Source organism: Kitasatospora sp. NPDC058406, assembly GCF_042722765.1.
Lineage (GTDB): Bacteria > Actinomycetota > Actinomycetes > Streptomycetales > Streptomycetaceae > Kitasatospora.
Genome location: NZ_JBHXKE010000146.1, coordinates 1 through 23,438, shown reverse-complemented (window position 1 = coordinate 23,438; position 23,438 = coordinate 1). Strand labels below are relative to the sequence as shown.

Sequence of the window (23,438 nt, the reverse complement as noted above, 5' to 3'; positions counted from 1 at the left end):
GATCCCGGGGCCTCCCGGCGTTCCCGCCGCCACCCGCCGGGCGCCGCCACCGGCCGGTGCGGCGGCGGTGCGCGCCGCGCTCAGTGCTCGCCCTCGGGGCGCGCCCGGCGGGGGAGCAGGAAGGCGACCAGGAAGGCCAGCGCCAACAGGGCGGCGGCGAGGCCGTACGTCCGCCCGGCCGCGTGCTGGAAGCCGTCGGTGCCGGCCCAGCCGAAGAACGCGGTGCCGAGCAGGGCGACGCCCACCGAGCCGCCGAGCTGCTGCTGGGCGTTGAGGACGCCGGAGGCCGAGCCGGTCTCCGCCTCCTCGACGCCGGCCAGGGCGATGTCGAAGAACGGCGCCATGATCAGGCCCAGACCGAAACCGGTGAGGGCCAGCGCGGGGAGCAGCTCCCAGCTGGTGAGGCCGGCGGCCCAGTGCTCGACCGAGTACCAGAGGCCGAGCGCACCGCAGGCGGCGACCACCATGCCGCCGTGCAGGACCCGGCGGCCGTGGCGCGGGGCCAGGAGCGCGCCGGAGAGGACGGCGCCGGCGACCACGCCGAGCGACAGCGGGATCATCGAGAGCCCGGCGTGCAGCGGGGTCCAGCCGAGACCGAGCTGCAGGTGGAGGGTGAAGACCAGCAGCAGGCCGGAGAGCGCGGCGAAGAAGACCAGCCCGGTGGCGAGCGCCGAGACGAAGGCCCGCCTGCCGAACAGTGAGGGCTCGATCAGCGGGGTGCCGCCGCGCCGCAGGACACGGCGCTGGTGGAGGGTGAAGAGCCGGAGCACCGGCAGGGACGCGGCCATCGCCACGAAGACCCAGAGCGGCCAGTCGAGCTCGCGCCCCTGGACCAGCGGGTAGACCAGCAGCAGCACGGCGAGGCTGAGCAGCAGCACGCCCACCGGGTCGAGCCGGCCGGTGCGGGCGGTAGCGGTCACGCGGTCGGCGGGCAGGATCCGGCCGGCCATGAGGACGGTGAGCAGGCCGAGCGGCAGGTTGATCAGGAACACGGTCCGCCAGCCGAGGCCGAACCAGTCGGCGTCGGTGAGGTAGCCGCCGAGGGTGGGGCCGAGGACGGAGGAGAGCCCGAGGACGGGGCCGAAGAGGCCGAACGCGGCCCCCATCTCCCTGGGCGGGAACATCGACTTGATCAGTCCGAGGCCCTGCGGGATGAGCAGCGCGGCGAACAGGCCCTGGAGGGTCCGGGCGGCGATCAGGGTGCCGGCGCCGGGTGCCGCCGCGCAGAGCACCGAGGCGAGGGTGAAGCCGGCCGCGCCGAGCGTGAAGAGGCGCCTGCGTCCGAAGAAGTCGCCGAGCCGGGCTCCGGTGATCAGCAGGACGGCGAAGGCGAGCGTGTAGGAGGCGGAGATCCACTGGATCTGGGCGTCGCTGCCGCCGAGGTCCTGGCGGACGGAGGGCGAGGCGACGCCGACGATCGTGGTGTCGAGGAGGTCCATCACCTCGGCGGCCAGGATGACGGCGAGACCGGCCCAGCGCAGCCGGTAGCCGGTCGGGGGGCTCTCGGCCACCGCCGTCGGCGAGGGGTCGGGAGGGGCGATCTGGTCGGTCATGGGGGGTGCTCTCCGGATTCCACGGGGCGAACGTCGTTCGTCGGGACGAACACTGTTTTTTTAAACGAACAGTGTTCTCCCATGGAACGGTGTTCGTGTCAAGTAATCTGGGAGCCGTCACCGACCACGAAGGAGCCCCCATGACCAGTGCCGCCCCGCGCTCCGGCTGGTCCGAGCACTGGCAGAAGGAGAAGGCTCCGCCCAGACGGCAGCCGCTGAGCCGGGAGCGGATCGTCGAGGCCGCGCTGAGGATCGTCGACGCCGAGGGCATGGACGCGCTCAGCATGCGCCGGGTCGGACAGGAGCTCGGCACGGGCGCCGCCAGCCTGTACGCCCACGTCGGCAGCAAGGAGGAGCTGGTCGAGCTCGTCCTCGACCTCGCCTACACCGAGATCGAGCTGGAGCGGCCCGACCCGGCCACGTGGCAGGAGCAGGTGAAGCGGCTGCTGCGCCGCTCCCGCCAGGTGCTGCTCTCGCACCGGGATCTGGCCAGGGCCGCCGTCGTCGCCAACGTCCCGGTGACCCCGCACGCGATGGACATCGCCGAGGCCATGCTCGGCATGCTGCGCGCAGGCGGCCTCGACGAGCAGACCGCCGCCTACGGGGTCGACCTGCTCGGGCTCTACACGACGGCGACCGCCTTCGAGGCGTCCACCCGCGGCGGCGGGAACAGCGAGGAGTTCACCGAGCGGATCCGGAACTACTTCGACACCGTCCCGACCGACCGCTACCCGATGATCACCTCCATGGCGGTCGCGCTCACCCGCGACGTCGGGGACGAGCGGTTCGAGTTCGGGTTGGACATCCTGGTCGCCGGCCTGGCCCGGCAGTCCGGCACGGCGGGCTGACCCCCCGGGGCCGCCGCCGGTCGGCCCCCGGCAGGCCAAGGCTCCGGCTCCGTTCCCGGCTCCGGAAACGACGGAACCCCCGCCCGAGGGCGGGGGTTCCGGAGCGGTGGGGCCGGGCTCAGCCGGCGTCGGCCGCCGGCGCGGGCCGCTGGTTGCGCTTGTCCAGCGACGCCAGGTACGCGTTGTACGCCGCCAGCTCGGCGTCGCCGCTGCGGTCCTCGGCGCGGTCCCGGCGGCGGGAGAGGCGCTCCTCGGAGCGCATCCACTGGTAGACCAGCGCGATCAGCACGATCGCCGTCGGGATCTCGCCGAACGCCCAGGTGATGCCGCCGGCCAGCTTCTGGTCGGCCAGCAGGTCCGTCCCGGGCGGCGCGCCCTCGGTGGTGAAGGTCTTCACCAGCGGCTGGCTCCCCATCATCACCGCCACGCCGAAGAAGGCGTGGAACGGCATGCCCATGAACAGCTCGATGATCCGCATCACGTGGCCCGACCGGTTCGGACCGGGGTCCACGCCCATGATCGGCCAGAAGAACGCCAGCCCGGTCGCCAGGAAGTGCACCATCATGAAGATGTGCCCGAGCCGGTACTCCATGAGGAAGTCGAACAGCGGGGTGAAGTAGACCCCGTACAGGCTCGCGATGAACAGCGGGATGGTGAACGCCGGGTGCGAGATCACCTTCACGTAGGTGCTGTGCAGCAGGGCCACCAGCAGCTCGCGCGGCCCCCGCGGATTGCCCTTGCCGGCCGGTCGCAGGGCGCGCAGCGCCAGCGTGATCGGCGCCCCGAGCAGCAGCAGGATCGGCGACAGCATGGAGAGCACCATGTGCTGCATCATGTGCGCGCTGAACAGCACCATGCCGTAGTCGTTCAACCCGGTGCAGGTGACCAGGATCACCGTCCCGGTGCCCGCCGCCCAGGCCGCCGTGCGCCCGACCGGCCAGCGGTCGCCGCGCCTGTGCAGCCGGACCACGCCGGTGAGGTACAGGGCCAGCGCCGCCAGGCTGCCGATCAGGAACACCCAGTCGGGGGACCAGGTCAGCACGTTGGAGAGCGAGAAGGGTCCGAGTTCGGTCATCCCGCCGTGGTGGTGCATTCCTGGCATTCCGTCACCCATCGGCGGGTCCTGCTTTCCATCCTCGCGGCCCCTGGGTGGGTCCGGTTCGCCCGTTTTGCTTCGTCGTACAGCCTAGGCGGGCCTTACTCCGGTGCCTCCGCCGCCCCCCGGTGCAGGGTTCCGCGCGAGCGGTTCGGCCGCGCGGGACGAGGACGTTCTCGCCGCGGCGCCCGGCGGCGTAGTCGTCCACGTTGCGGACGGTGGCGTCGATGATCTGGCCGACCGCGGTGCGGGTGAAGTGGGCGTGGTGCGAGGTGACCAGCACCTGGGGGAAGGTGACCAGGCGGGCGAGGGTGTCGTCGGCGATCCCCTGGATCGAGCGGTCGGTGAAGAAGACGCCGGTCTCCTCCTCGTAGACGTCCAGGCCGACGCCGGAGAGCCGGCCGGCCCGCAGCGTCTCGACCAGGGCCGCGCTGTCGACCAGGCCGCCGCGGCCGGAGTCGACCAGGATGGCGTCGTCCTTCATCCCGGCCGGCGCGGCGGCGTCGATCAGGTGGTGGGCGGCGGGCAGAGCCTTGCGTGGAACCGAGTCTCCGCAGGTCAGCCTATGTGTGCTGTGGATGCTCCGGAACGCCCTCCGCCGTCGTGGGAAACGCGGAGGACATCGGTGCAGGTCGTCGAGTGCCGGGCGAGAGTGGTGCGTTCTCGGTGTCGACGAGGCGTACGGCGGCGGCCAGGTGCGCGGGGGTGACGTCCTTGAGGAGGAAGCCGCTGGCTCCGGCGGTGAGGGCGGCGTAGACGTATTTGTCGAGGTCGAAGGTGGTCAGCATGATCACCCGGGCAGCCCGGCGAAGGCGATCTTGTCGATGAGCGGGGGCGGCCGGGAAACTCGACCCGGCCGTGCACGCTTCCGTACTGGACCCGGGCAACGCAGGTACTGCCACCGTCATCACCTTCTCCACCGTGTTCACCGCGCTGCTGGCCCTCGTCGCCTCGCTGGGCGTCTTCAACACCGTCCTCCTCAACACCCGCGAACGGCGCAGGGACCTGGGCATGCTCAAGTCCATCGGAATGACGCCCCGGCAGGTGATCCTGATGACGGTGACCTCGGTCGCCGGACTCGGCGCGATCGGCGCGGTGCTCGGCATCCCACTCGGAATCGTCGCCCATCGCCTCGTCGTGGACCACGTCGGCGTGATCGACTTCCCCGCGTACATGAAGGACGTCTGGCACGCACCGCAACGGGCGCGGACATCGGCAGGACCCGCTGCCACTACGTGGTGCTGGACTCCGAGGGCAGGAATGCGCCCGTGCGGCCTGTCGCGGCCGTCAGATGTCGGAGTAGCTGAAGTCCCCGACCGTCCAGCTGCTGATGTCCTCGATCGCGATGCGGTACATGCCGCCGGTGTGCGGCAGCGCGAAGTCGCCCTGCAGAATCCTCGCCCGGTGGAGATGAAGATGGGTGGGCCGTGCAGGCAGGCCGCCCGGGGGCGGGACGAAGAGGGCGGCGAACGGCTTCACGTGCTCCGAGGCCTGGAGGACCTCCGCCACCCGCTCCCACCAGAGGGTCACTGGCGCGAGCCGTCCGGTGATGACCGCGCCTGGGACCACCACGGTCAAGGACATCTGATTGCTGTGCTCGGATTCGACCATCGCGGCGATGTCGACGAGCAGCCCGTCAGGGTTCGACATGAATCCCAGGATAGGACACGGCCTCCGGCGCCCACGCGTCTGGGGCGGCGGCCATGGCGGTCACGGGCCCTGCGCCGGCTACTACGCGGCGGCGACCTGGCGCGCGGGTCGGCTGCGCCGCGGCGCGGGGCAGCCGGAAGCAGCCGTGGGGCCCTGGGCGGCGCCCGGATCGTCCGGTCCGGCGGTCACGATCAGGTCGGTTCCGAGGGCGGTGACGGTGAAGCCCGCTGCGTGGAGGATTTGCGCGTCCCCTCCTGAGCCGAGAACCGCGTGCGTCCCGGGTCAGAGTTTGAACATCGCGGCGTAGGGCTGGGTGATGCGCTCCCGTCGCGATCCGAAGTCGACGAGTACCGCGATGTCGCTGTTGCCTTCGACCCCGATGGCGCGGCCGAGGCCGTAGGTGTCGTGGGTGACGCGGTCGCCGACGGCGAAGTGCTTGCGCGGCGCCTCGATCCGGGCCTTGAAGGGGCTGGTGGGCAGGGCGCGGCGAACTGCTGCAGATTTCGACATTCCCCGCAGTATGCGCCGAAAATCGCGGGAGCGGGTCTTTCCGATGCCCCCTTGGGAGGGGGTCCCGCAGAACCGGGGGTGAAATGTCCGCCCGCGGTGCGACTGGGCCTGCTAGAGTCTCCTTAGTTGCAGTAGTGGTTCCCATGAACTTGGTGTGCGCCTGCTGATGTATCGCAGGCGCCTTTTTGTTTCCCGGCTCTTCCCCGGGTGGGTGCTCATCGCGGCGACTCGGATCCCGCGCTGTGCGGCTTCCGGACAGCCCCTTGAAGGAGATTTCTTTATGGCTAATGGCACTGTGAAGTGGTTCAACGCGGAAAAGGGCTTCGGCTTCATCGAGCAGGAGGGTGGCGGTCCTGACGTGTTCGCCCACTACTCGAACATCAACGCCAACGGCTTCCGTGAGCTGCTCGAGGGCCAGAAGGTCGAGTTCGACGTCACGCAGGGCCAGAAGGGCCCGCAGGCCGAGAACATTCGTCCGCTGTAGTTTCTGCCACGGCACCCGCCTGGTAGCGAGGGGCCCGCACCGCGTACATGATGCCCGGTGCGGGCCCCTCCGCATTGCGCCACGCGCATTCCCCGGCCCGTTCAGGCCCCCTGGCTCCGCCACCGGCGGCCGTCCCCACGCGAGACGCACAGCGCCGCGTCCGGATCGCCGCCCTGCCGTGACATCCCACGGTTCGAGGATCTTCGCTCCCGCACTGTCGGTGAGCGCCGACCGCAGGTGACGTGCCGCACGGTTTCACCGTCCACGCCCCGCTCTCCACATTTCGGTCCGTTCCCTTGCGGCCTCCTGCCGGCGCCCCGCGCTGCGGAGCCTCCTCGCGACGTGCCGACCCAGGAAGGTTTCGCATGAACCGCTCCAGTCGCTCCCCGTACCAGAACACCAACTCCCGCTCCTCGGCCTCCGCCCGTTCCGGCAGCTCCTACGGATCCCGCTCCGGCGGCGGCTCCTTCTACGGCGACCGGCCCGCCGGCGGCCGGAGCTCCCGTCAGGGCTCCTCTTCCCAGGGTGAGTTCGCGATGCCGGTCAGCACCACCCCGGCGCTGCCCGCCGTCGAAGCGTTCGACGAGCTGGACATGCCGAAGGCGCTGCTGTCGGTGCTGACCCGCCAGGGCGTCACCACGCCGTTCCCGATCCAGGCCGCCACGCTCCCGAACTCGCTCGCCGGCCGCGACGTCCTCGGACGAGGCCGCACCGGCTCCGGCAAGACCATCGCGTTCGGTCTGGCCGTGCTCGCCCGCACCGCCGGCCGGAAGGCCGAACCCCGCCGCCCGCTGGCCCTGGTACTGGTCCCCACCCGCGAACTCGCCCAGCAGGTCACCGACGCCCTCACCCCCTACGCCCACGCGGTGCGACTGCGCATGGCGACCGTGGTCGGCGGGATGTCGATCGGCCGCCAGGCCCACGCCCTGAACCACGGGGCCGAGGTCGTGGTCGCCACCCCCGGCCGGCTCAAGGACCTGATCCAGCGCGGCGACTGCCAGCTCGACGGGGTCGGCATCACGGTCCTCGACGAGGCCGATCAGATGGCCGACATGGGCTTCCTGCCGCAGGTCACCGAACTGCTCGACCAGGTCGCCGAGGGCTGCCAGACGATGCTGTTCTCCGCCACCCTGGACCGCAACGTCGACCGCCTGGTGCGCCGCTTCCTCAAGGACCCGGTCACCCACTCGGTGGACCCGTCCGCCGGGGCGGTCAGCACCATGGAGCACCACGTGCTGCACGTGCAGAACTTCGACAAGAACGCCACGATCGCCCACATCGCCTCCCGTGACGGCGGCGTGATCATGTTCACCGACACCAAGCACGGCGCGGACCGCCTGGTCGAGGACCTCCTCGCCAACGGCGTGAAGGCCGCCGCCCTGCACGGCGGCAAGTCCCAGCCCCAGCGCACCCGCACCCTGGAGCAGTTCCGCACCGGCCAGGTCACCGCGCTCATCGCGACCAACGTCGCCGCCCGCGGCATCCACGTCGACGGGCTCGACCTCGTCGTCAACCTGGACCCGCCGGCCGACCACAAGGACTACCTCCACCGGGGCGGACGCACCGCCCGGGCCGGCGAGTCCGGTACCGTCGTCACCCTCGTGCTGCCGAACCAGCGCCGCGAGATGGCCCGCATGATGAACACGGCCGCCATCACCCCCGTCACCACCCGTGTCAGCGCCGGCGACGAGGACCTCGCCCGCATCACCGGGGCCCGCACGCCCACCGGCATCCCCACCGTGATCGCCGCCCCCGTCGTCGAACGCCCCCGCCGCAGCGCGTCCACGAGCCGCAACCGCCGCAGCCGCCCCACCCGCGCCGGCAGCGACACCGCAGCTGCCACCACGAGCCGAGCCGGCCAGGGTTCCTCCGGCCGCCGCCGGGCACCCCGACGCGTCGCCCTCGCCGCTTAGCAGTAGACGTCGTGTGGGCCCGGACCGCCACCGAGGTCCGGGCCCGCCCCGGCGGACCCCGCCGGCCGTCCCACCGTCGTCAGTGCCACGACCACCGCCGGCCTCGGCGGAAGCGACCCCAAAGGAGTCCGCCCATGACCCTCACCCTCGACCGCCCCGCCGCCACCACGGTCCGCGACCTGATGACCCACCCCGAGCTCCAGATCAGCGACGACGTCATGCTCGACGTGGCGATCCACATCCTCCACGGCTCCGGCGCCGACCACCTCCTGGTCCGCGACGACGACGGCCGCTGCGCGGGCCTCCTGACCCGGCGGCACCTCGCCCCGTTCCAGGCCCACTCCCGGACCACCGCACGAACCCCGGTACGCGACATCGTCCTCGACCGGGCCCCGTTCGCCACCGCCGCCATGCCCGCGGCCACTGCGGCGGCCGCCATGCGCGCCCGGGGCCTGGCCGTGTGGCCGGTCGTCGACCACGACGGCCACGCCATCGGCCTGCTCAGTGTCTAGAACCGGCCTGTCGGCGCAGGAGGGCCGCGACCGGTGCGGTCGGGCTCAGCAAACGGAGTTCCGTGCCCGCTTCACGGGCCTTCTGGTAGGCCCGGATGAGGGCGTTGAGACCGCTGGAGTCGCAGAACGCGACCCGGGACGACTGACTGCCCGTTCGCGCGGCCTCGCGCAGCGACCGGTCCCGCAGGACCGGATCGGGCAGGGCGTCGACCCGTCCATGAGTCTCAGTTCGGCCGGCCTGCTGAGCGGCTGGGCGCGATCCAGAACGGCGAGGCGGTCACCGCAGCTGCCGACACCCATCGTCGGAGCTCGGTCGCGGCCGTTGTCAGAGGGCCGGTCCAGGCTCACAAGCCGAGACCGATAGGGGAGTGACGTGCTCGAAAGCCCGCTCGCCGCCGATGTCCCGCCCGGTGACTTCCTCGGCGCGACCATCACCGTGCACTCCGCCCGGAGCAAGAGCGCCAAGCTCCGCGCCGGCACGGATTGCCCCCAGTTCCGCGCCCGGGACACCACGACGGCGCAGGTCCCGCTGAACGCCTAGACGATCGGCAGGATGTGCTCGCGCTGCGCCCAGTGGGGCGAGTGGGCGCCGGCGGAAGACCAGGGTGACCCGCCGCCCGTTCGACGGAAAGGCTGTAACAGCCTTTCTCGCCCGGTAGACCAAGGCCGCGGTGCCGGCCGCCGAACCCCGCCTACGCTGCCGGCTGCTTCGTCTCTGGATGTCCAGTGAGGCGTGGTTGTCCTCGGCGGTGCCGGCGCTCTGCTGCGCGGAGGAGTGGTCGTCGTACGCTGAGCGCTCCTCGCGGGGTGTCCGGGAGGGGTGGGTACGGTGGCGAGGAGAGCGAACGTGGCGCAGGGACATGGCGGTCTGAGGGGTGCACGGATCGGGTCGGGCCCGATGGGTGAGTCCGAGCGTGGTGACCTGGCGCCCCGCGTTGCGGTGTCGTTCTGGTGCGGCAACGGCCACCACAGCCGGCCCCGCTTCGCGGTCGGGGTCGAGGCCCCGGAGCTGTGGGACTGCCGCCGGTGCGGCCTGCCCGCCGGCACCGACCCCGACAACACCCCGGAAGCGCCAGGCAGCACGCCTTTCAAGACCCACTTCGCCTACGTGCTCCAACGCCGCACCCGCGAAGACGGCGAAATACTCCTCAACGAGGCACTGGCCAAACTCCGCGGCACGTTCTAACCGCTGACCGCTGACCGCTGACCGCTGACCGCCGCACCAGCCAGTGAACAGCCACCACTATCCGGCCTCGCCGGCGGGCACAGCCTGACGGCGAGGCCCGAACGTGCTCGGGATGCGGCGACGCCGCTCCTTCCCTCCCCGGTCAGGGCGCGGCGCGGCTCTGGTGGCTCGGCAGTGTGTCGAACCGCGGTGTGGACGCTGCGGCGGGCGCGACAGCGATCCTGTCGGGGGCTGTGAGGGCGAGGATCTGCACAGGCTGGCATCGCTGGGTTCTGCTGTCGGCCCAACCGATCCGGCCCTCAATGGGACGGCTGCCCGGCCGGTGGGAGCGCGGGGCGTGGGCCGGCCGACGGCAAAAAGCCGGGGCCGGGCCCACACCGCGGGGCACGCGTCATGAACTCGGGCAGAACGGTAGCCGATGAACGGCCCCGAGTGAACTCAGGGGAGCGCCCAGGCCGCGCCGCCGGGCAGCCCCGAAGTGGTCCTCACGAAGGGTGTGCGTGGCGGTGAGGGCTTGGCGTTCACCGCTGACCGCTCCCCGCCGGCGGGCCGGGCGGGCTGGGGGTCAGGTGTCGGCGGCGGGAGGCTGCCCGGTCGGGCGGCCTCCGCGGAGCTGTTCGTTGATGCGCAGGGCTTCTTCGAGTTGGTCTTCGAGGATGATGATGCGGCAGGCGGCGTCGACGGCGGTGCCCTGGTCGACGAGGTCGCGGGCGCGCATCGCGATCCGCAGTTGGTAGCGGGAGAAGCGGCGGTGCCCCCCGTCGGAGCGTAGGGGGGTGATGAGGCCCTGCTCGCCGAGGGCGCGTAGGAAGCCGGCTGTGGTGCCGGTCATCTCGGCGGCGCGGCCCATGGTGTAGGCGGGGTAGTCGTCGTCATCGAACGAGCTGACGGCGTCGGGGGTGGTGGGTCGGTTGATGGTCGTGGTCACTGCACCTCTTCGAATCCGGTTCTGGGAACGCGTGGAGGGGCCCCGGCGCCATTGCGGCTCCGGGGCCCCGAAGGGGAACAGCACCATCTACCGGCCCTGGGCCGGTCCTTGTGTCCGCACTGCCTCATCGGATGGAGCGTGCGGGGATCGCGTATGCGTGACCGGAAACCACCATCTTTCATACCGTGGGGTCTGCGGTGTCCGCCCGGACGAGGACTGCTCATCTGACGGGCCGGGCGATCCTGATGGCGCTTGTGCCCTCCGTTTCATCCTCTGCATCACTGACAACTGCTGGTACTGCGTACTGCCACCTGCTGGCACTGCTGTGGTGTCCGTACCGGCCCACCTACGCCGGCAGCCAGCCCCGTCGCCGATCCTGCTCAACCTTCGTGGCTTGGAACCCCGCTGCCGGACAGCTCGGCACGCGCGCCCGCAGCACGGCGCCTTTACCGAGATCCTGCGCACCTCAACCACCGGTGACTGCGATCCAACTTCACCTGCTGTACTGCGCCTACTTCGGTACTGCTCGGTGGTGGCCCCTGATCACTGCGGGCCACCCGGCCCGGCTACCAGTCCCGTCGCCGTACTGCGCCAACCCTGGCTTCGGAACTCCGCAACCGCACCGAGAGTTGCGAACTCTCTCCCGCCAGTTCGTGTCTGGCGGGCCTCGCTGACTGCTTGCTACGGGAGAAACACTAACCACACCCTGCGCCAATGTCTACTCCGGGCAGCATAGATTTTGCCGTGTTCGAAGCGCAGGTAGCCTTCCGGCTCACACGCAGGAGTGAACTCGACCCACCGCACCAGGGGCAACGCGCAGCCGGGTGAAGACGGGAACCGCCTGAGGCGACAGCAGTCCGCACACACGTCCCAGCTCCCTTGGGGGTGGGAGGTGGCGTTGCGGGGGCAGGCGGGGCTGCTCCTGGTCGGCTGCACGACGGTGGCCGGCGGCTTGTTCCGGGACCGTGGGGCGGGCGTTCGTGGCGGATGTTCAAAGGACGTGGTCGACGCCGACCACGTCCAGGCGGATCAGCAGAGCCTCGGAGGGGCGCGCCACTCTTTGCTCCGGTTGGTGCCGCTCCAGTCCGATACTCGGTCGGCGCAGCTGAGCGGGTCGCCGTGCCGCGCCGGTGGGGTCGGCGCCACCGCCTCTGCGGCGGCGCCGGTGCTGTTCAGGCGCTGCTGTGCTGCCTGCGGGAACGGTCGAGTTGTTCGCTGGTGCGCCGGGCCCTGTCGAGTTGGTCTTCGAGGATGATGATGCGGCAGGCGGCGTCGACGGCGGTGCCCTGGTCGACGAGGTCGCGGGCGCGCATCACGATCCGAAGTTGGCGGCGAGAGAAGCGGCGATGGCCGCCGCCGGAGCGTGCAGGGGTGATCAGGCCGTGCTCGCCGAGGGAGCGCAGGAAGCCCGCGGTGGTGCCGGTCATCTCGGCGGCGCAGCCCGTGGTGTAGGCGGGGTAGTCGTCATCGTCGAGGCGGCCGGCCGGATCGTGGGCTGCGGCTGCGGCTGCGGCTGCGGCTGCGGCTGCGGGGGTGAGGGGGTGGTGGATGGTTGTGGTCACTGCACCTCTTCATATGGGAGTCGGGTTCATATGGGTGGGCGGGGACGCGGGAGGGGCCCCGGTGCCGTATCGGCTCCGGGGCCCCGAAGGGGAACTTCACCATCTACCGGCCCTGAGCCGGTCCTTGTGTCCGCAACTCCTCGGGGGAGGAGGATCGCGGGGATCGCAAATGCGTGACCGGAAACCACCAACCTTCGTACCTTGAGGGGTCTGCGGTGTCCGCCCGGACAGCAACTGCTCAACTCCACGCCCGGGCGATCCTGATGGCGCTAGCGCCCTCCGTCTCTTCCTCTACAGCACTGCACATCCTGCGAACTGCTGGTACTGCACCTGCTGGTCCTACGTGATTCACACCTGTACTGCTTGGTGCTGCGAACTGCATTGGTACCGCTGTGGTGTCCCTGAAGGCCCACCACCTGTCCGGCAGCCAGCCCCGTCGCCTGCCCTGCTCAACCTGCTTGGCTTAGAACCCCACTGCCGGACCTCCCAGCACGCGCGCCCGCAGCCGGCGCCTTTGCTGAGACCTCGCACACCTCAACCACCGGTGGCTGCGACGCAACGTCAACTTCACCTACTCGTCATGCACTACTTCGTGTCCTGCGGTACCGGCTGGCGGTGGCCCCTGATCACTGCGGGCCACCCGGCCCGGCCGCCAGCCCTGCCGCCGTACTGCACCAACCCTGGCTTCAGGACTCCGCAACCGCACCGAGACTTGCGAACTTCCGTACTGCTCACGCCAGTTCGTGTCTGGCGGGCCCCGCTGACTGCTTGCTACGAGAGAAACACTAACCAGACCCTTCGCCAATGTCTACTCTGCCCGGCATAGATTTTTCGATGTTCGAAGGGGAGGTAGCCTGCGGCCCGCACATAGAAGCGAACCACGCCCCGGCCGACCAGGGGCAACGAGCAGGCGGGTGACCATGGAAGACGCACAGAATGTGGCGACGGCTCGCACACCCGTCCACACGCAAGCATCCCTACTGACCGCCCTGGCCGAGGCCGTCCACGACCGCGACGAACGTGCGCTGCGCAGGCTCCTGGCCCGCTTCGCCGAGCAGGCCACCCTCGCCGACCTCCCCGCCCTGCGCCGAGCCCTCCAGCCCCGCACCCGTGATGGCAAGCGATAGAACCCCACCCCACCCCGAGTCGGGGACCTCGGGAACGGAGACACGGGACTCGCCATCGGCCGGGGCCGCAAAGCAGGGAAGTCCTTGCCGCAGGTTGCCCACTCGGGCGAGGCGTGCGTCACGGCGCCGACCCCCGTCACTTGCCCACCAGGGCGGGGTGCCGCTTTGCGTCGCCTTCGTGAGGACCAGGCTGCGGCCAAGGCGGGGGGCTTCGAGTCGGCCGCCGCGAAGGCGTGCTCGGGCGGGCATCTATGTACGAACGTGAACCCGACTGGGTATCGATCGGGTTCGAGTCCGATCGACCCTGGATCTTCACGATGAGCGTCAACGTCCGATGTTTTTCGCGCAGTTGAGCAACGCCTGTCGGGTCATTTCTTCGGGACGAGGACGTTCTCGCCGCGGCGCCCGGCGGCGTAGTCGTCCACGTTGCGGACGGTGGCGTCGATGATCTGGCCGACCGCGGTGCGGGTGAAGTAGGCCTGGTGCGAGGTGACCAGCACCTGGGGGAAGGTGACCAGGCGGGCGAGGGTGTCGTCGGCGATCCCCTGGATCGAGCGGTCGGTGAAGAAGACGCCGGTCTCCTCCTCGTAGACGTCCAGGCCGACGCCGGAGAGCCGGCCGGCCCGCAGCGTCTCGACCAGGGCCGCGCTGTCGACCAGACCGCCGCGGCTGGAGTTGACCAGGATGGCGTCGTCCTTCATCCGGGCCAGCGCGGCGGCGTCGATCAGGTGGTGGGTGGCCGGCAGCAGCGGGACGTGCAGGCTGATGAGGTCGGCGCGGGAGAGGAGCTCGGGCAGTTCGGTGTAGGTCATGCCGAGATCCAGACAGGCCGGGTTGGGGGCGATGTCCCAGCCGAGCAGCTCGGTGCCGAAGCCGTGCGCGATCCGGGCGAAGCACTCGCCGATCTTGCCGGTGCCGATCACACCGACCGTCATGCCGTGCACGTCCCGGCCGAGCAGGCCGTCCAGCCGGAAGTCGAACTCGCGCGAGCGGCTCGCGGCGCGGGTGAGGCGGCGGTTGACGGCCAGGGCCAGCGTCCAGGCGTGCTCGGCGACCGCGTAGGGGCTGTAGAAGGAGACGCGGGCGACCGTAAGTCCCAGCTCGGCGGCGGCCTCCAGGTCGATGTTGTTGAAACCGGTGGAGCGCTGGGCGATCAGCTCGGTCCCGCCGGCGGCGAGCAGGGCGAGCGTCTCGGCGTCCAGCTCGGCGTTGACGCTGCTGCTCACCGCAGGGTGGCCGGCGGCCAGCGGGGCGGTGTCGCGGTTGAGGAAGAGGTCCAGGCAGCGCAGTTCGTGCCGGTCCGCGAACGCCTCCTCCAGGAGCGGCCGCTCGTCCGCCTGGACGCCGTACGCGAGGATCTTCATCGTTGTTTCCTTCCCGGGTGGCCTGCGCCGGCGGTGGTCCGGCGCATCGTCACGCTAGCCGGACGTGACGGGCGTCGCACCGTGCGGCCCGCCGGTGTCCGTCCGTTCCGGTTCGAGGTCCGTTCGGTCGCGACCGAAATTTGACTGGATTCGTACGCAACCATCCGCACCCCCGCCGAGTGGCTGTTCCCTAGGTCAAAAAGCCTTGCGAGCATCGAAACAGGGAGTGCGATCACGAAATCGCCTCTGATTAACGATTAAACAATCGTTCGTGAACGGTGCCCTAACAACAATGCAGGGCACCTGAGGGGGGTATCACCATGTCCGAAGAGACCCATGCGTCGGAGCTCACCCGTCGTCGGATGCTGCAGGGGGCCGCAGCCGCGCTGACGGTCGCCGCCGGCACCGTCGTGATCGGGGTGGCCGGCCCGGGCGGCGGGTCGGCCACGGCCGCCGACCCCGGCGCGTCCGACACCTTCGACGAGGTCTTCCAGGGGCGCCGCATCCAGGGCCGCCCCGTCACCGGGGGCGGTCACCAGCACGGGGGCACCGGCACCGGCTACGAGGTGCGGATCGACGGCGACGAGCTGCACATGATGCGCAACGCCGACGGCACCTGGATCAGCGTCGTCAACCACTACCAGACCTTCGTGACGCCGCGTTCGCTCGCCCGGGCCGCCGTCAGCGATCTTCAGGGCGCCACGCTCGTCCCGATCGTGACCGCCTGAGTCCGTCCGCCACCCGTACCGCACACCATCATCGAGGGGGGACTCATGGCAGTCCGAAAGAACCAGGCGACCCTGACGGCCCAGGAGAAGCGGGCCTTCGTCAACGCCGTGCTCGCACTCAAGGCGTCCGGCGGCTACGACCCGTTCGTCACCACCCACAACCAGTTCATCGTCAGCGACGTGGACAACGGCGAGCGGACGGGCCACCGCTCGCCGTCCTTCCTGCCGTGGCACCGCCAGTACCTGCTCCAGTTCGAGCGGGCGCTCCAGGCCATCGACCCGAGCGTGAACCTGCCGTACTGGGACTGGACGGCCGACCGCTCGACCACCTCGTCCCTCTGGGGCGCGGACTTCCTGGGCGGCAACGGGAGGAGCGGCGACAACCAGGTGACCACCGGCGCGTTCGCCTTCTCCGGGGGCAGCTGGCCGCTCAACGTCAACATCGACAGCCGGACCTACCTGCGGCGCCAGCTCGGCGCCGGGGTGGCCCAGCTGCCGACCAGGGCCGACGCCGAGTCGGTGCTCGCCATCACCACCTACGACGCCGCGCCGTGGAACAGCTCCTCGTCCGGCTTCCGCAACAACCTGGAGGGCTGGCGCGGCGTCAACCTGCACAACCGGGTGCACGTCTGGGTGGGCGGCCAGATGGCCACCGGGATGTCGCCCAACGACCCGGTGTTCTGGCTGCACCACTGCTTCGTCGACAAGCTCTGGTCGGAGTGGCAGAAGCGCCACCCCGGGGCGACCTACCTGCCGACGGCCGGCACGCCCGACGTGGTCGACCTGAACGAGACCATGAAGCCGTGGAACACCGTCACGCCGGCCGGACTGCTCGACCACAGCAGCCTGTACACGTACGACACCGGCTTCTGATCCGCTCCCGGTAGGGCGGCTGCCGGGAACGCGAAGGCCCCGGCCCCCGAGCATGCACTCGGGGGCCGGGGCACCGGTCCGCGGGCGGAGCGGCCGGACGGGCGGAGCGGTCAGATGACCGTCTCGGCCTCCAGGTAGCGGTCGGCCGGCACGGTCTTCAGCTCGGCGACCGCCTCGCCCAGCGGCACCAGGTTGATGCTGGTGCCCTGGAGGGCGGTGATGTGCCCGAACGCGCCCTTGTGCACGGCCTCGATCGCGTGCCAGCCGAAGCGGGTGGCGAGCACCCGGTCGTACGCGGTCGGGGTGCCGCCGCGCTGGGTGTGGCCGAGGATCACCGGGCGGGCCTCCTTGCCGAGCCGGTGCTCCAGCTCGCGGGAGAGCTGGGTGGCGATCCCGGTGAACCGCTCGTGGCCGTAGATGTCACGGCTGCCCTCCTCCCAGTGCATGGTGCCGGCCTCGGGCTTGGCGCCCTCGGCGCAGACCACGATGGCGAACTTCTTCTGCCGGTCGAAGCGCTCGCGGACGACCGCGGTCAGCTTGTCGATGTGGAACGGGCGCTCCGGGACGACGATCGCGTGCGCGCCGGCCGCCATGCCCGCATTGAGCGCGATCCAGCCGGTGTGCCGGCCCATGACCTCGACCACCATGACGCGCTGGTGCGACTCGGCGGTGGTCTTCAGCCGGTCCAGCGCCTCGGTGGCGACCGAGACGGCGGTGTCGAAACCGAAGGTGACGTCGGTGCAGGCGATGTCGTTGTCGATGGTCTTCGGCACGCCCACGATCGGCAGGCCCGCGTCGCTCATCAGCTTGGCGGCCTTCAGGGTGCCCTCGCCGCCGATGGGGATCACCGCGTCCAGGCCGAGGTCCGCGCAGTACTGCTTGGCGCGCTCGACGCCGTCGCGCAGGTGGCTCGGCTGCACCCGGGAGGAACCGAGGATCGTGCCGCCCTGGGCGAGGATGCCGCTCACCGAGTCGAGGGTCAGGGGACGGTGGTGGCCCTCAAGGAAACCGCGCCAGCCGTCCTCGAACCCGATGATCTCGTCGCCGTGGTCGACCACCCCCCGGTGGACCACGGATCGGATCACCGCGTTCAGGCCGGGGCAGTCACCGCCGCTGGTCAGCACTCCAATACGCATTGCTTTGCAACTCCCGAGCAGAACCGAGGAACGGCCGGACTACAGGCTGGTACGACGAACCGCCACCGTAACCGCCGCCTCCCACGCCGGATCGACGGGGAGATGGCCGTGGGGTGAAGGACCGGCCGATCCGGACAGAACATCCGAAACCGGCCGTGCAGTCGAGCATACGACCCCTGCGTCCGGCCGGGCAGGAGCCGACGCGGGAGCGGCGCCGTCGGCGCCCCCGCGCGGAAGTGCAGCCTGCTGCCGAGGAGGGTGTGCAGCCGGCAGCCCCATTGTCGTACGTTCGGGCCCGCCTGTGGACCGGGTGCCCGCATGGCGGGCACCCGGTCCGTCGCGAACGGACCGTGGACGTACTACGCGGGGCGCGAAGTGGCCGCGATGCGCTCGGTGCGCAGCGCGTCGTACCAGGTGGTGTCGGCCGGCGGCAGGGCGTTGACGTCCAGTGCCAGCTTGATCAGCATGTCCGCGACGGCGGGGTTCCGCGCCATCACGGGGCCGTGCAGGTAGGTGCCGAAGACGGTGTCCCGCCAGGCGCCCTCGGTGCCGTCACCGGTGCCGTTGCCCCGGCCCGCGGTGACCCGGGCCAGCGGCTGGACGCCCTGGCCGAGGTGGGTGACGCCCTGGTGGTTCTCGAACCCGGTCAGCTGCGGCAGTCCGAGCCGCGGGTCCACGTCGGCGAGCACGTCGCCGACGCACCGGGCGCCCTCGCCGCGGGCGGTCCAGACGTCGAGCAGGCCGAGGCCCGGCTCGCGCTGTCCCAGGTCGTTGACGAACTCGTGGCCGAGGATCTGGTAGCCGGCGCAGACGGCGAAGATGATCGCGCCGTTCTCCGAGGCCCGGACCAGGCCGCTGTCGTTGCGCAGCCGCTCGGCGGCCAGTCGCTGCGGTCGGTCCTCGCCGCCGCCGATCAGGTAGATGTCCCCGCTGGTGGGGACCGCCTGGTCGGAGCGGACGTCGATCCGGGTCACGTTGAGGTGGCGCTGGCGGGCCCGGCGCTCCACGACCAGGGCGTTGCCCCGGTCGCCGTACGTGCTGAGCAGGTCCGGGTAGACCCAGACCACGCGCAGGCTGCTCTCACTCATCCTCGAAGGCCTTCCGTGCGTGACGTGCGTGCTGTGGGCTGCTGGACCGGCATCAGCCGGCCACGACCTTCCGCAGCTGCTGGAAGGCGGTGTAGTTGGCGATCGCCTCGATCCGGCCGGGCGGGGCCATCCGGACGGCCTGCTCCAGCGAGTCCACCACGTGGAACTGCAGCCCGGCGACCTCCAGGCGGACGGCCAGGTCCAGCTTGCGCTGGCCCATCACGAACACCGGGTGCCCCGCGAGGCGCTCGTAGTCGACGTCCCAGAGCCAGGAGGTGTCGGTGCCGTCCGCGTCGAGCGCGTTGACGGAGAGGATGACCGGCGCGGGCGGGCCGTCGATCAGCGAGAACGTCTCCAGCCAGCCGGCCGGGTTCTTGGCCAGCAGGAGCCTGATGTCGCGGCCCTGGTACTGGACGACGTCGTAGCGGCCGGCCACCGCGGTGACGGACTGCATCCGCTCCAGCGCGACCTGCGGGGAGACGCCGAAGACGGCGGCGACGGCGGCCGAGCTGGTGGCGTTGGCGAGGTTCGCCCGGCCGGGCAGCTGGAGCCGGATCGGCCAGGCGCCGCGCTGCGGGTCGATGACGTGGGTGCCCTGGAGCGCCCAGTGCGGGTTGGGGCGCCGGAAGCCGCACTCCTGGCAGAACCAGTCGTCGCCGGGGCGCTGCATCACGCCGCCGCAGGCGGGGCAGGACCAGGCGTCCTCCTTCCACGCCTGTCCGGCGGCCACCCAGACCACCTTCTTGCAGGAGGACGCGGCCCAGGTCACCAGCGGGTCGTCCGCGTTGGCGATCACCACGGCCTCGGTGTCCTGCAGCCCCTCGCGCCACTTCTCGGCCATCATCCGCGTCTCGGCGGCACGGTCGAGCTGGTCGCGGGAGAGGTTGAGCAGGGCGATGGCCTTGGGACGGGTGTCCCGGGCGACACCGGCCAGGTACTTCTCGTCGACCTCGATGACGCCGAAGCGGGCCTCCGAGCCGCCGGCCAGGGCGGAGGTGATGCCGGCCGGCATGTTGGCGCCCAGAGCGTTGGAGACCACCGGGCCGGCGGCGCGCAGCGCCTCGGCGATCAGCCGGGTGGTGGTGGTCTTGCCGTTGGTGGCGCTGACCAGGACCACGTCCAGGTGGTCGGCGAGGGTGGCGAGCAGATCGGGGTCGAGCCTCAGCGCGATCTTGCCGCCGATCACCGAGCCGCTGCCTCGGCCCGCCTTCTGGGAGAGGGCGGCGGCCACCTTGCCGGCCGTGACCGCGATCTTGGCGCGGGCGGGCAGCGAGGCGTCGCGTGCGCCTGTGGGCTCCGATTCGGTGCCTGCCATGCTCAGTGGTTCCTCCTTGCTGCGGCACCGCCCGGGACCGGACAACGGGTCGTCGGGCGGCGGGGACGGGATCAGCCTACCGACTCCGCCACCCGGGTCGGTGCTCCGGACCCCGCGCCGCCTGCTGCGACGCCCCCGGAGGACCCGGTCGGGACGTCCTGACGCGACGTCAGGGTCGACGGTGTACGGAGGGGCCTTTCGCCGTCGGGGACGCGGTTCCCGGGCCCGGCGGTTCCCGGGCGTCCGGTGGCCGGGCACGACCGCCCCGGGCCGGACGGCGGGGGTGCCGTCCGGCCCGGGGCGGGTGTGGTCCTTGGTGAGGATGTGGTGAAAAAATGACCTTCCGATGACCGCTTGGGCGCCGGATCCGCGCACCGGGACCGGCGCTCCGGCCCGTCCGGGCGCGGGTCCGGCGGAACGGGCGGCCCCGTCCCACCGCCCCGTCCTACCGTCCAACCCTCCTGTCCAGCCCTACCGTCCCGGCCTGGTCTGCCAGGGCACCGGAAGCTCCTCGGCGGCCTCCGCCAGGTGCGCGGTGATCACCAGGGTGCCCTCGTCGACCTGGTAGTCCAGCGGCGCCGCCAGCTTGCGCATGGTGGCGATCAGCCCGGTGTTGGAGGAGTGCGTGACGGCGTACACCGTCTCCACCCCGGCCTCCAGCGCCAGCGCCGACATCCGCCGCATCAGGTCCAGGCCCAGCCCGCGCCGCTGCCAGGCGTCCTCGACCAGCACGGCCACCTCGGCGCTGTCGTCGTCCCACATCAGGTGCCCTAGGGCGACGATCCGCCCGTCCGCCGACTCCACCGCCAGCGTCTGGCCGTGCCGGGGGTCCAGCAGGTGGTCCAGGTAGCGGTCGGCGTCCCGGACCGGTCCGTGGTACCGCTTGCGCAGGGTGTCGGGGGAGCAGCGGTGGTGCATCGCCAGCGCCGCCGCCTTGTCGTCGGCGTCCGCGCGCCGCACGGTCACGTCGGCTCCGGTCGGCACGGTGAGCCGGGCCCGGACGTCCGGCACCCGGGGGCCGAGCAGGGTGTCCAGCTCGACCAGGGCCTGGGCCCGGGCGAACTCGGTCGGGGTGAACGGCAGGTGCGGGCGGGTGAGCTCGATCAGGTCCCCGGACGGCACCGGCAGGCGCATCACGTGCCCGTCCACCCCGGCGGGTGACCGTTCGGCCGCCCGCGGGTACTGCCGGATGCTGCACTGTCCGAACAGCTGCCGCAGCGCGATCGGCAGCTCGGCCGCGTCGAGCGCGGTCCGGGTGGCCAGCGCCAGCACGTGGGTGGGGACGTCCACCAGGTCGTGCGCGTCCGCCGGGCCCGTCCAGATGTCGTGCCCGCCGGCCGCCGCGACGAGGGCGACCAGCTCGGTGCGGCCCAGTGAGCGCGGCGCGCGGACGAAGAACTCGTCGACGGCCCCGGTCGGCAGGGGGTGGGACTGCATCGAGACGATGTTCACCTGCCGCCCGGCGAAGGCCGTGCACACCCGCGCCAGGCTGCCGGGGGAGTCCTGCACCGTGGTGCGGACCCGCCAGAGCGCCGTCTCCTCGAAGTCGTGCAGCGGGCCCCGCAGGGTGTCTCCCGCCGGTCCCGCCGGGGATCCCGTCGCCTGCCCGGCCGTGGCCCGCGGAGGCGCGGGCGCGTCCGGCGCCGGTGGGCCGTGCAGGTGGTGACGGTGTGACCACCAGGTGTGGAACAGCGCCGTGGCGAGCAGGACGACCGCCGAGGCGGCGAGCATCACCGGGCCGTCCGGGCCGTGCAGCACGAACTTGGCGACCAGGTCGGCGGCGGTCACCGAGAGGAAGACGGCGGCGAGTTCCACCGTGTCGCGGCGCCAGCGGTGCGTGCGGGCGCCGCGCCGTTGGGCACGGGAGGGGGTCGGGTTCCGGTCCTGGGCGGTTTCGGTCGTCAGGTGCTCCGTGTGCTCCATGCCATCAATCTGCCGCCTGGGTGTTTCACGGTCACGAATCCCCCGTGACCTGACGGTTAATGGTGCCGACCGACCGTCTCACGGGCGGCGGCCCGGACCTCGTCGAGGAGCAGGAGCAGGTCCTCCTCCGTGGTGCCCGCGTTGAGGAGGCAGGCGCGGAGCATCTCGCGCTCGCCGAGGCGCGCGCCGGTGACGAAGACCCGGCCGCGCCGCTGGACGGCGGCCGGCAACCGGTGGTTGAGCTCGTCGAGCGCGGCCTCGTCCAGCCCCGGGGGGCGGAGGCGGAACGCCACGATCGACGTCTGCACCTCGGCCAGTAGCTCGAACTCCTCGTCCGCCGCGACCAGTTCGCCGAGCCGCCGGGCCAGGGCGGTGCACCGGGCGATGTCCGCGGCCACGCCGTCGCGGCCCCGGTGGGCGATGGTCGCCCACACCTTGAGCGCGCGGAACGGGCGGGTCTGCTCGGTGCCGTACTCGGAGAACCAGCCGAGCTCGCCGGCCGCCTCGTCCCGCAGGTAGGAGGGGACGAGGCTGAAGGCGGCGCGGAGCTCGTCGGTGTCGCGGACCAGCGCGCAGCCGCAGTCGACCGGGACGCCGAGCCACTTGTGCGGGTCGAGGGCGAGCGAGTCGGCCCGCTCCAACCCCGCGTAGCGGTGCGCGATCGCCGGGTCGAGCACGCCGAACGCGCCGTACGCGCCGTCCACGTGCAGCCAGAGGCGCTCCTCGGCACAGAGGTCGGCGATCGGCTCGAAGGCGTCCACCGCGCCGGTGCCGACCGTCCCGGCGGAGGCCACCACCAGGAACGGCAGCAGCCCGGCGGCCCGGTCGCGGGCGACGGCGGCCCGCAGGTCGGCGATGTCCAGCAGGCCGTCCGGGCCGGTGGCCACGGTCCGCAGGTGCCGGCTGCCGAGGCCGAGCAGTTCGGCGGCCTTGCGGACGCACGAGTGGGTCTCGCCGGTGACGTAGCCGACCAGCGGGGGCATCCCGGCCAGTCCGTCCGCGCGGACGTCCCGGCCCGCCTCGCGGGCGGCCCGGTTGCGGGCCGCGGCCAGGCAGACGATGGTCGCCATCGAGGTGCCGGAGGTGAGCAGCCCGCCGCCGGCCGGGTGCGGGAACCCGACCAGCTCGGCTATCCAGCGCACCACGGCCCGCTCCAGGTGGACGTCGGCGTGGTCGCCGCCGGCGGAGCTGGGGTTCATCGCGGCGGCGGCGAAGGTGGCGAGCACGCCGGCCGGGGCCGGGGCCGAGTTGACCCAGCCGAAGAACCGCGGGTTCCCGTTGCCCATCGGGTACGGCAGCACGTCCCGGCCGACGTCCGCCAGCAGCTCGGCCAGCGGACGCCCGTCCCGCGGCAGCGGGGCGTCCAGCAGGGTGCGGCGGGCGTCGTCGTCCATCGGCTGCCAGACCGGGCGGCCGGGCAGTTCGGCGAGGTGGTCGGCGACGAGGTCGGCGGCGGCGTGGGCGGCGGCGCGGAAGTCCTCGGGGGTCACGGCGGTGCTCCAGCGGGTGGGGGAGGAGGCCTGGTGGCGCGGCGTCCTCGGCGCACCTGGGATCAACGGGCCGATCGTACGAGAAAGGCCCGCGCCGTGCGGCGCGGGCCCACCACCTGGGACGGAACGGTTCCGGCGGGCCGGCGGGGCAC

22 protein-coding genes and 2 pseudogenes are annotated in these 23,438 nt (G+C 71.7%); 10 read left to right on the top strand and 14 right to left on the bottom strand.

The window, feature by feature from the left end; all coding sequences use genetic code 11:
- Window positions 1–80 precede the first annotated feature (80 nt).
- A complete protein-coding gene (locus ACFWOG_RS25915; RefSeq protein WP_380361162.1) occupies window positions 81–1,553 on the bottom strand; it encodes an MFS transporter in 1,473 nt (490 codons plus the stop codon).
- A 140-nt stretch (window positions 1,554–1,693) separates the two neighbouring features.
- Here ACFWOG_RS25915 and ACFWOG_RS25910 point away from each other — a divergent pair, with 140 nt between their 5' ends.
- Window positions 1,694–2,401 (top strand): TetR/AcrR family transcriptional regulator, encoded by a 708-nt coding sequence (locus ACFWOG_RS25910; RefSeq protein ID WP_329951021.1) that lies wholly within the window; start codon window positions 1,694–1,696, stop codon window positions 2,399–2,401.
- Window positions 2,402–2,519: 118 nt separating this feature from the next.
- Here ACFWOG_RS25910 and ACFWOG_RS25905 read toward each other — a convergent pair whose 3' ends face one another.
- Both ACFWOG_RS25905 and ACFWOG_RS25900 read right to left on the bottom strand, forming a co-directional pair.
- Entirely contained in the window at window positions 2,520–3,494 is a 975-nt protein-coding gene (locus tag ACFWOG_RS25905; RefSeq protein ID WP_329880121.1) for a cytochrome c oxidase assembly protein, read from the bottom strand.
- A 160-nt stretch (window positions 3,495–3,654) separates the two neighbouring features.
- Window positions 3,655–4,026: pseudogene (locus ACFWOG_RS25900) on the bottom strand (NAD(P)-dependent oxidoreductase); the annotation flags it as partial.
- Window positions 4,027–4,355: 329 nt separating this feature from the next.
- On the opposite strand from ACFWOG_RS25900, the pseudogene ACFWOG_RS25895 reads away from it, so the two are divergent.
- Window positions 4,356–4,574: pseudogene (locus ACFWOG_RS25895) on the top strand (FtsX-like permease family protein); the annotation flags it as partial.
- Between the two features lie 210 nt (window positions 4,575–4,784).
- On the opposite strand, the gene ACFWOG_RS25890 reads toward ACFWOG_RS25895, so the two are convergent.
- Window positions 4,785–5,147: a hypothetical protein gene (locus ACFWOG_RS25890; protein WP_329880041.1), complete on the bottom strand. Its 363-nt coding sequence runs from the start codon at window positions 5,145–5,147 to the stop codon at window positions 4,785–4,787.
- Between the two features lie 282 nt (window positions 5,148–5,429).
- On the bottom strand, window positions 5,430–5,657 hold the full coding sequence (locus ACFWOG_RS25885; RefSeq protein ID WP_380361161.1) for a hypothetical protein: 228 nt from the start codon (window positions 5,655–5,657) through the stop codon (window positions 5,430–5,432).
- Window positions 5,658–5,937: 280 nt separating this feature from the next.
- On the opposite strand from ACFWOG_RS25885, the gene ACFWOG_RS25880 reads away from it, so the two are divergent.
- The 3 genes from ACFWOG_RS25880 (at window position 5,938) to ACFWOG_RS25870 (ending at window position 8,566) form a co-directional block, all read left to right on the top strand.
- Window positions 5,938–6,141 carry a cold-shock protein gene (locus ACFWOG_RS25880; protein ID WP_030918248.1) on the top strand — a complete coding sequence of 68 codons (204 nt, stop codon included), beginning with the start codon at window positions 5,938–5,940 and terminating at the stop codon, window positions 6,139–6,141.
- Window positions 6,142–6,506: 365 nt separating this feature from the next.
- Entirely contained in the window at window positions 6,507–8,054 is a 1,548-nt protein-coding gene (locus ACFWOG_RS25875; protein WP_380361160.1) for a DEAD/DEAH box helicase, read from the top strand.
- Window positions 8,055–8,188: 134 nt separating this feature from the next.
- A complete protein-coding gene (locus ACFWOG_RS25870) occupies window positions 8,189–8,566 on the top strand; it encodes a CBS domain-containing protein (RefSeq protein ID WP_380361159.1) in 378 nt (125 codons plus the stop codon).
- Here the strand turns inward: ACFWOG_RS25870 and ACFWOG_RS25865 are convergent.
- Complete coding sequence (locus ACFWOG_RS25865; protein WP_380361164.1) at window positions 8,556–8,738, bottom strand: STAS domain-containing protein; 183 nt, start codon at window positions 8,736–8,738, stop codon at window positions 8,556–8,558. The genes ACFWOG_RS25870 and ACFWOG_RS25865 overlap by 11 nt on opposite strands.
- A 201-nt stretch (window positions 8,739–8,939) precedes the next feature.
- On the opposite strand from ACFWOG_RS25865, the gene ACFWOG_RS25860 reads away from it, so the two are divergent.
- Window positions 8,940–9,107 (top strand): hypothetical protein, encoded by a 168-nt coding sequence (locus ACFWOG_RS25860; RefSeq protein WP_380361158.1) that lies wholly within the window; start codon window positions 8,940–8,942, stop codon window positions 9,105–9,107.
- 279 nt (window positions 9,108–9,386) lie between these two features.
- Complete coding sequence (locus ACFWOG_RS25855; protein ID WP_380361157.1) at window positions 9,387–9,752, top strand: RNA polymerase-binding protein RbpA; 366 nt, start codon at window positions 9,387–9,389, stop codon at window positions 9,750–9,752.
- A 565-nt stretch (window positions 9,753–10,317) separates the two neighbouring features.
- Here ACFWOG_RS25855 and ACFWOG_RS25850 read toward each other — a convergent pair.
- Complete coding sequence (locus ACFWOG_RS25850) at window positions 10,318–10,602, bottom strand: MerR family transcriptional regulator (protein ID WP_329948268.1); 285 nt, start codon at window positions 10,600–10,602, stop codon at window positions 10,318–10,320.
- A 1,250-nt stretch (window positions 10,603–11,852) separates the two neighbouring features.
- Window positions 11,853–12,230, bottom strand: a complete 378-nt coding sequence (locus ACFWOG_RS25845; RefSeq protein ID WP_380361163.1) for a MerR family transcriptional regulator — start codon at window positions 12,228–12,230, stop codon at window positions 11,853–11,855.
- Between the two features lie 932 nt (window positions 12,231–13,162).
- Between ACFWOG_RS25845 and ACFWOG_RS25840 the strand changes: the two genes are divergently transcribed.
- On the top strand, window positions 13,163–13,369 hold the full coding sequence (locus tag ACFWOG_RS25840) for a hypothetical protein (RefSeq protein WP_329885021.1): 207 nt from the start codon (window positions 13,163–13,165) through the stop codon (window positions 13,367–13,369).
- A gap of 368 nt (window positions 13,370–13,737) precedes the next feature.
- Here ACFWOG_RS25840 and ACFWOG_RS25835 read toward each other — a convergent pair whose 3' ends face one another.
- Window positions 13,738–14,733 (bottom strand): 2-hydroxyacid dehydrogenase, encoded by a 996-nt coding sequence (locus tag ACFWOG_RS25835; protein ID WP_380361156.1) that lies wholly within the window; start codon window positions 14,731–14,733, stop codon window positions 13,738–13,740.
- Window positions 14,734–15,053: 320 nt separating this feature from the next.
- On the opposite strand from ACFWOG_RS25835, the gene ACFWOG_RS25830 reads away from it, so the two are divergent.
- Together ACFWOG_RS25830 and ACFWOG_RS25825 are read left to right on the top strand one after the other, a co-directional pair.
- Complete coding sequence (locus ACFWOG_RS25830; RefSeq protein ID WP_380361155.1) at window positions 15,054–15,461, top strand: tyrosinase cofactor; 408 nt, start codon at window positions 15,054–15,056, stop codon at window positions 15,459–15,461.
- A gap of 45 nt (window positions 15,462–15,506) precedes the next feature.
- Entirely contained in the window at window positions 15,507–16,334 is an 828-nt protein-coding gene (locus tag ACFWOG_RS25825) for a tyrosinase family protein (protein ID WP_329885024.1), read from the top strand.
- Between the two features lie 110 nt (window positions 16,335–16,444).
- On the opposite strand, the gene ACFWOG_RS25820 is transcribed toward ACFWOG_RS25825, so the two are convergent.
- From ACFWOG_RS25820 to ACFWOG_RS25800, 5 genes are all read right to left on the bottom strand, one after another.
- On the bottom strand, window positions 16,445–17,470 hold the full coding sequence (locus tag ACFWOG_RS25820) for a 6-phosphofructokinase (RefSeq protein WP_329885025.1): 1,026 nt from the start codon (window positions 17,468–17,470) through the stop codon (window positions 16,445–16,447).
- Between the two features lie 359 nt (window positions 17,471–17,829).
- Window positions 17,830–18,558 (bottom strand): glutamine amidotransferase, encoded by a 729-nt coding sequence (locus tag ACFWOG_RS25815; RefSeq protein ID WP_329885026.1) that lies wholly within the window; start codon window positions 18,556–18,558, stop codon window positions 17,830–17,832.
- Between the two features lie 52 nt (window positions 18,559–18,610).
- The gene (locus ACFWOG_RS25810) at window positions 18,611–19,873 is read right to left on the bottom strand and encodes a MurT ligase domain-containing protein (RefSeq protein ID WP_329885027.1); all 1,263 of its coding nucleotides are present in this window, start codon (window positions 19,871–19,873) and stop codon (window positions 18,611–18,613) included.
- Window positions 19,874–20,344: 471 nt separating this feature from the next.
- Window positions 20,345–21,796: a GNAT family N-acetyltransferase gene (locus ACFWOG_RS25805; protein ID WP_380361154.1), complete on the bottom strand. Its 1,452-nt coding sequence runs from the start codon at window positions 21,794–21,796 to the stop codon at window positions 20,345–20,347.
- A gap of 56 nt (window positions 21,797–21,852) precedes the next feature.
- Entirely contained in the window at window positions 21,853–23,352 is a 1,500-nt protein-coding gene (locus ACFWOG_RS25800) for a pyridoxal phosphate-dependent decarboxylase family protein (RefSeq protein WP_380361153.1), read from the bottom strand.
- Window positions 23,353–23,438 lie beyond the last annotated feature (86 nt).

Excerpts from the sequence above, each read along its gene's own strand:
- ACFWOG_RS25825 (WP_329885024.1), top strand. The coding sequence starts at position 15,507 with ATGGCAGTCCGAAAGAACCAGGCGACCCTGACGGCCCAGGAGAAGCGG.
- ACFWOG_RS25830 (WP_380361155.1), top strand. The coding sequence starts at position 15,054 with ATGTCCGAAGAGACCCATGCGTCGGAGCTCACCCGTCGTCGGATGCTG.
- ACFWOG_RS25875 (WP_380361160.1), top strand. The coding sequence starts at position 6,507 with ATGAACCGCTCCAGTCGCTCCCCGTACCAGAACACCAACTCCCGCTCC.
- ACFWOG_RS25885 (WP_380361161.1), bottom strand. The coding sequence starts at position 5,657 with ATGTCGAAATCTGCAGCAGTTCGCCGCGCCCTGCCCACCAGCCCCTTC.
- ACFWOG_RS25905 (WP_329880121.1), bottom strand. The coding sequence starts at position 3,494 with ATGCACCACCACGGCGGGATGACCGAACTCGGACCCTTCTCGCTCTCC.
- ACFWOG_RS25890 (WP_329880041.1), bottom strand. The coding sequence starts at position 5,147 with ATGTCGAACCCTGACGGGCTGCTCGTCGACATCGCCGCGATGGTCGAA.
- ACFWOG_RS25835 (WP_380361156.1), bottom strand. The coding sequence starts at position 14,733 with ATGAAGATCCTCGCGTACGGCGTCCAGGCGGACGAGCGGCCGCTCCTG.
- ACFWOG_RS25840 (WP_329885021.1), top strand. The coding sequence starts at position 13,163 with ATGGAAGACGCACAGAATGTGGCGACGGCTCGCACACCCGTCCACACG.
- ACFWOG_RS25910 (WP_329951021.1), top strand. The coding sequence starts at position 1,694 with ATGACCAGTGCCGCCCCGCGCTCCGGCTGGTCCGAGCACTGGCAGAAG.
- ACFWOG_RS25880 (WP_030918248.1), top strand. The coding sequence starts at position 5,938 with ATGGCTAATGGCACTGTGAAGTGGTTCAACGCGGAAAAGGGCTTCGGC.
- ACFWOG_RS25870 (WP_380361159.1), top strand. The coding sequence starts at position 8,189 with ATGACCCTCACCCTCGACCGCCCCGCCGCCACCACGGTCCGCGACCTG.
- ACFWOG_RS25815 (WP_329885026.1), bottom strand. The coding sequence starts at position 18,558 with ATGAGTGAGAGCAGCCTGCGCGTGGTCTGGGTCTACCCGGACCTGCTC.
- ACFWOG_RS25820 (WP_329885025.1), bottom strand. The coding sequence starts at position 17,470 with ATGCGTATTGGAGTGCTGACCAGCGGCGGTGACTGCCCCGGCCTGAAC.
- ACFWOG_RS25805 (WP_380361154.1), bottom strand. The coding sequence starts at position 21,796 with ATGGAGCACACGGAGCACCTGACGACCGAAACCGCCCAGGACCGGAAC.
- ACFWOG_RS25810 (WP_329885027.1), bottom strand. The coding sequence starts at position 19,873 with ATGGCAGGCACCGAATCGGAGCCCACAGGCGCACGCGACGCCTCGCTG.
- ACFWOG_RS25915 (WP_380361162.1), bottom strand. The coding sequence starts at position 1,553 with ATGACCGACCAGATCGCCCCTCCCGACCCCTCGCCGACGGCGGTGGCC.
- ACFWOG_RS25850 (WP_329948268.1), bottom strand. The coding sequence starts at position 10,602 with ATGGGCCGCGCCGCCGAGATGACCGGCACCACAGCCGGCTTCCTACGC.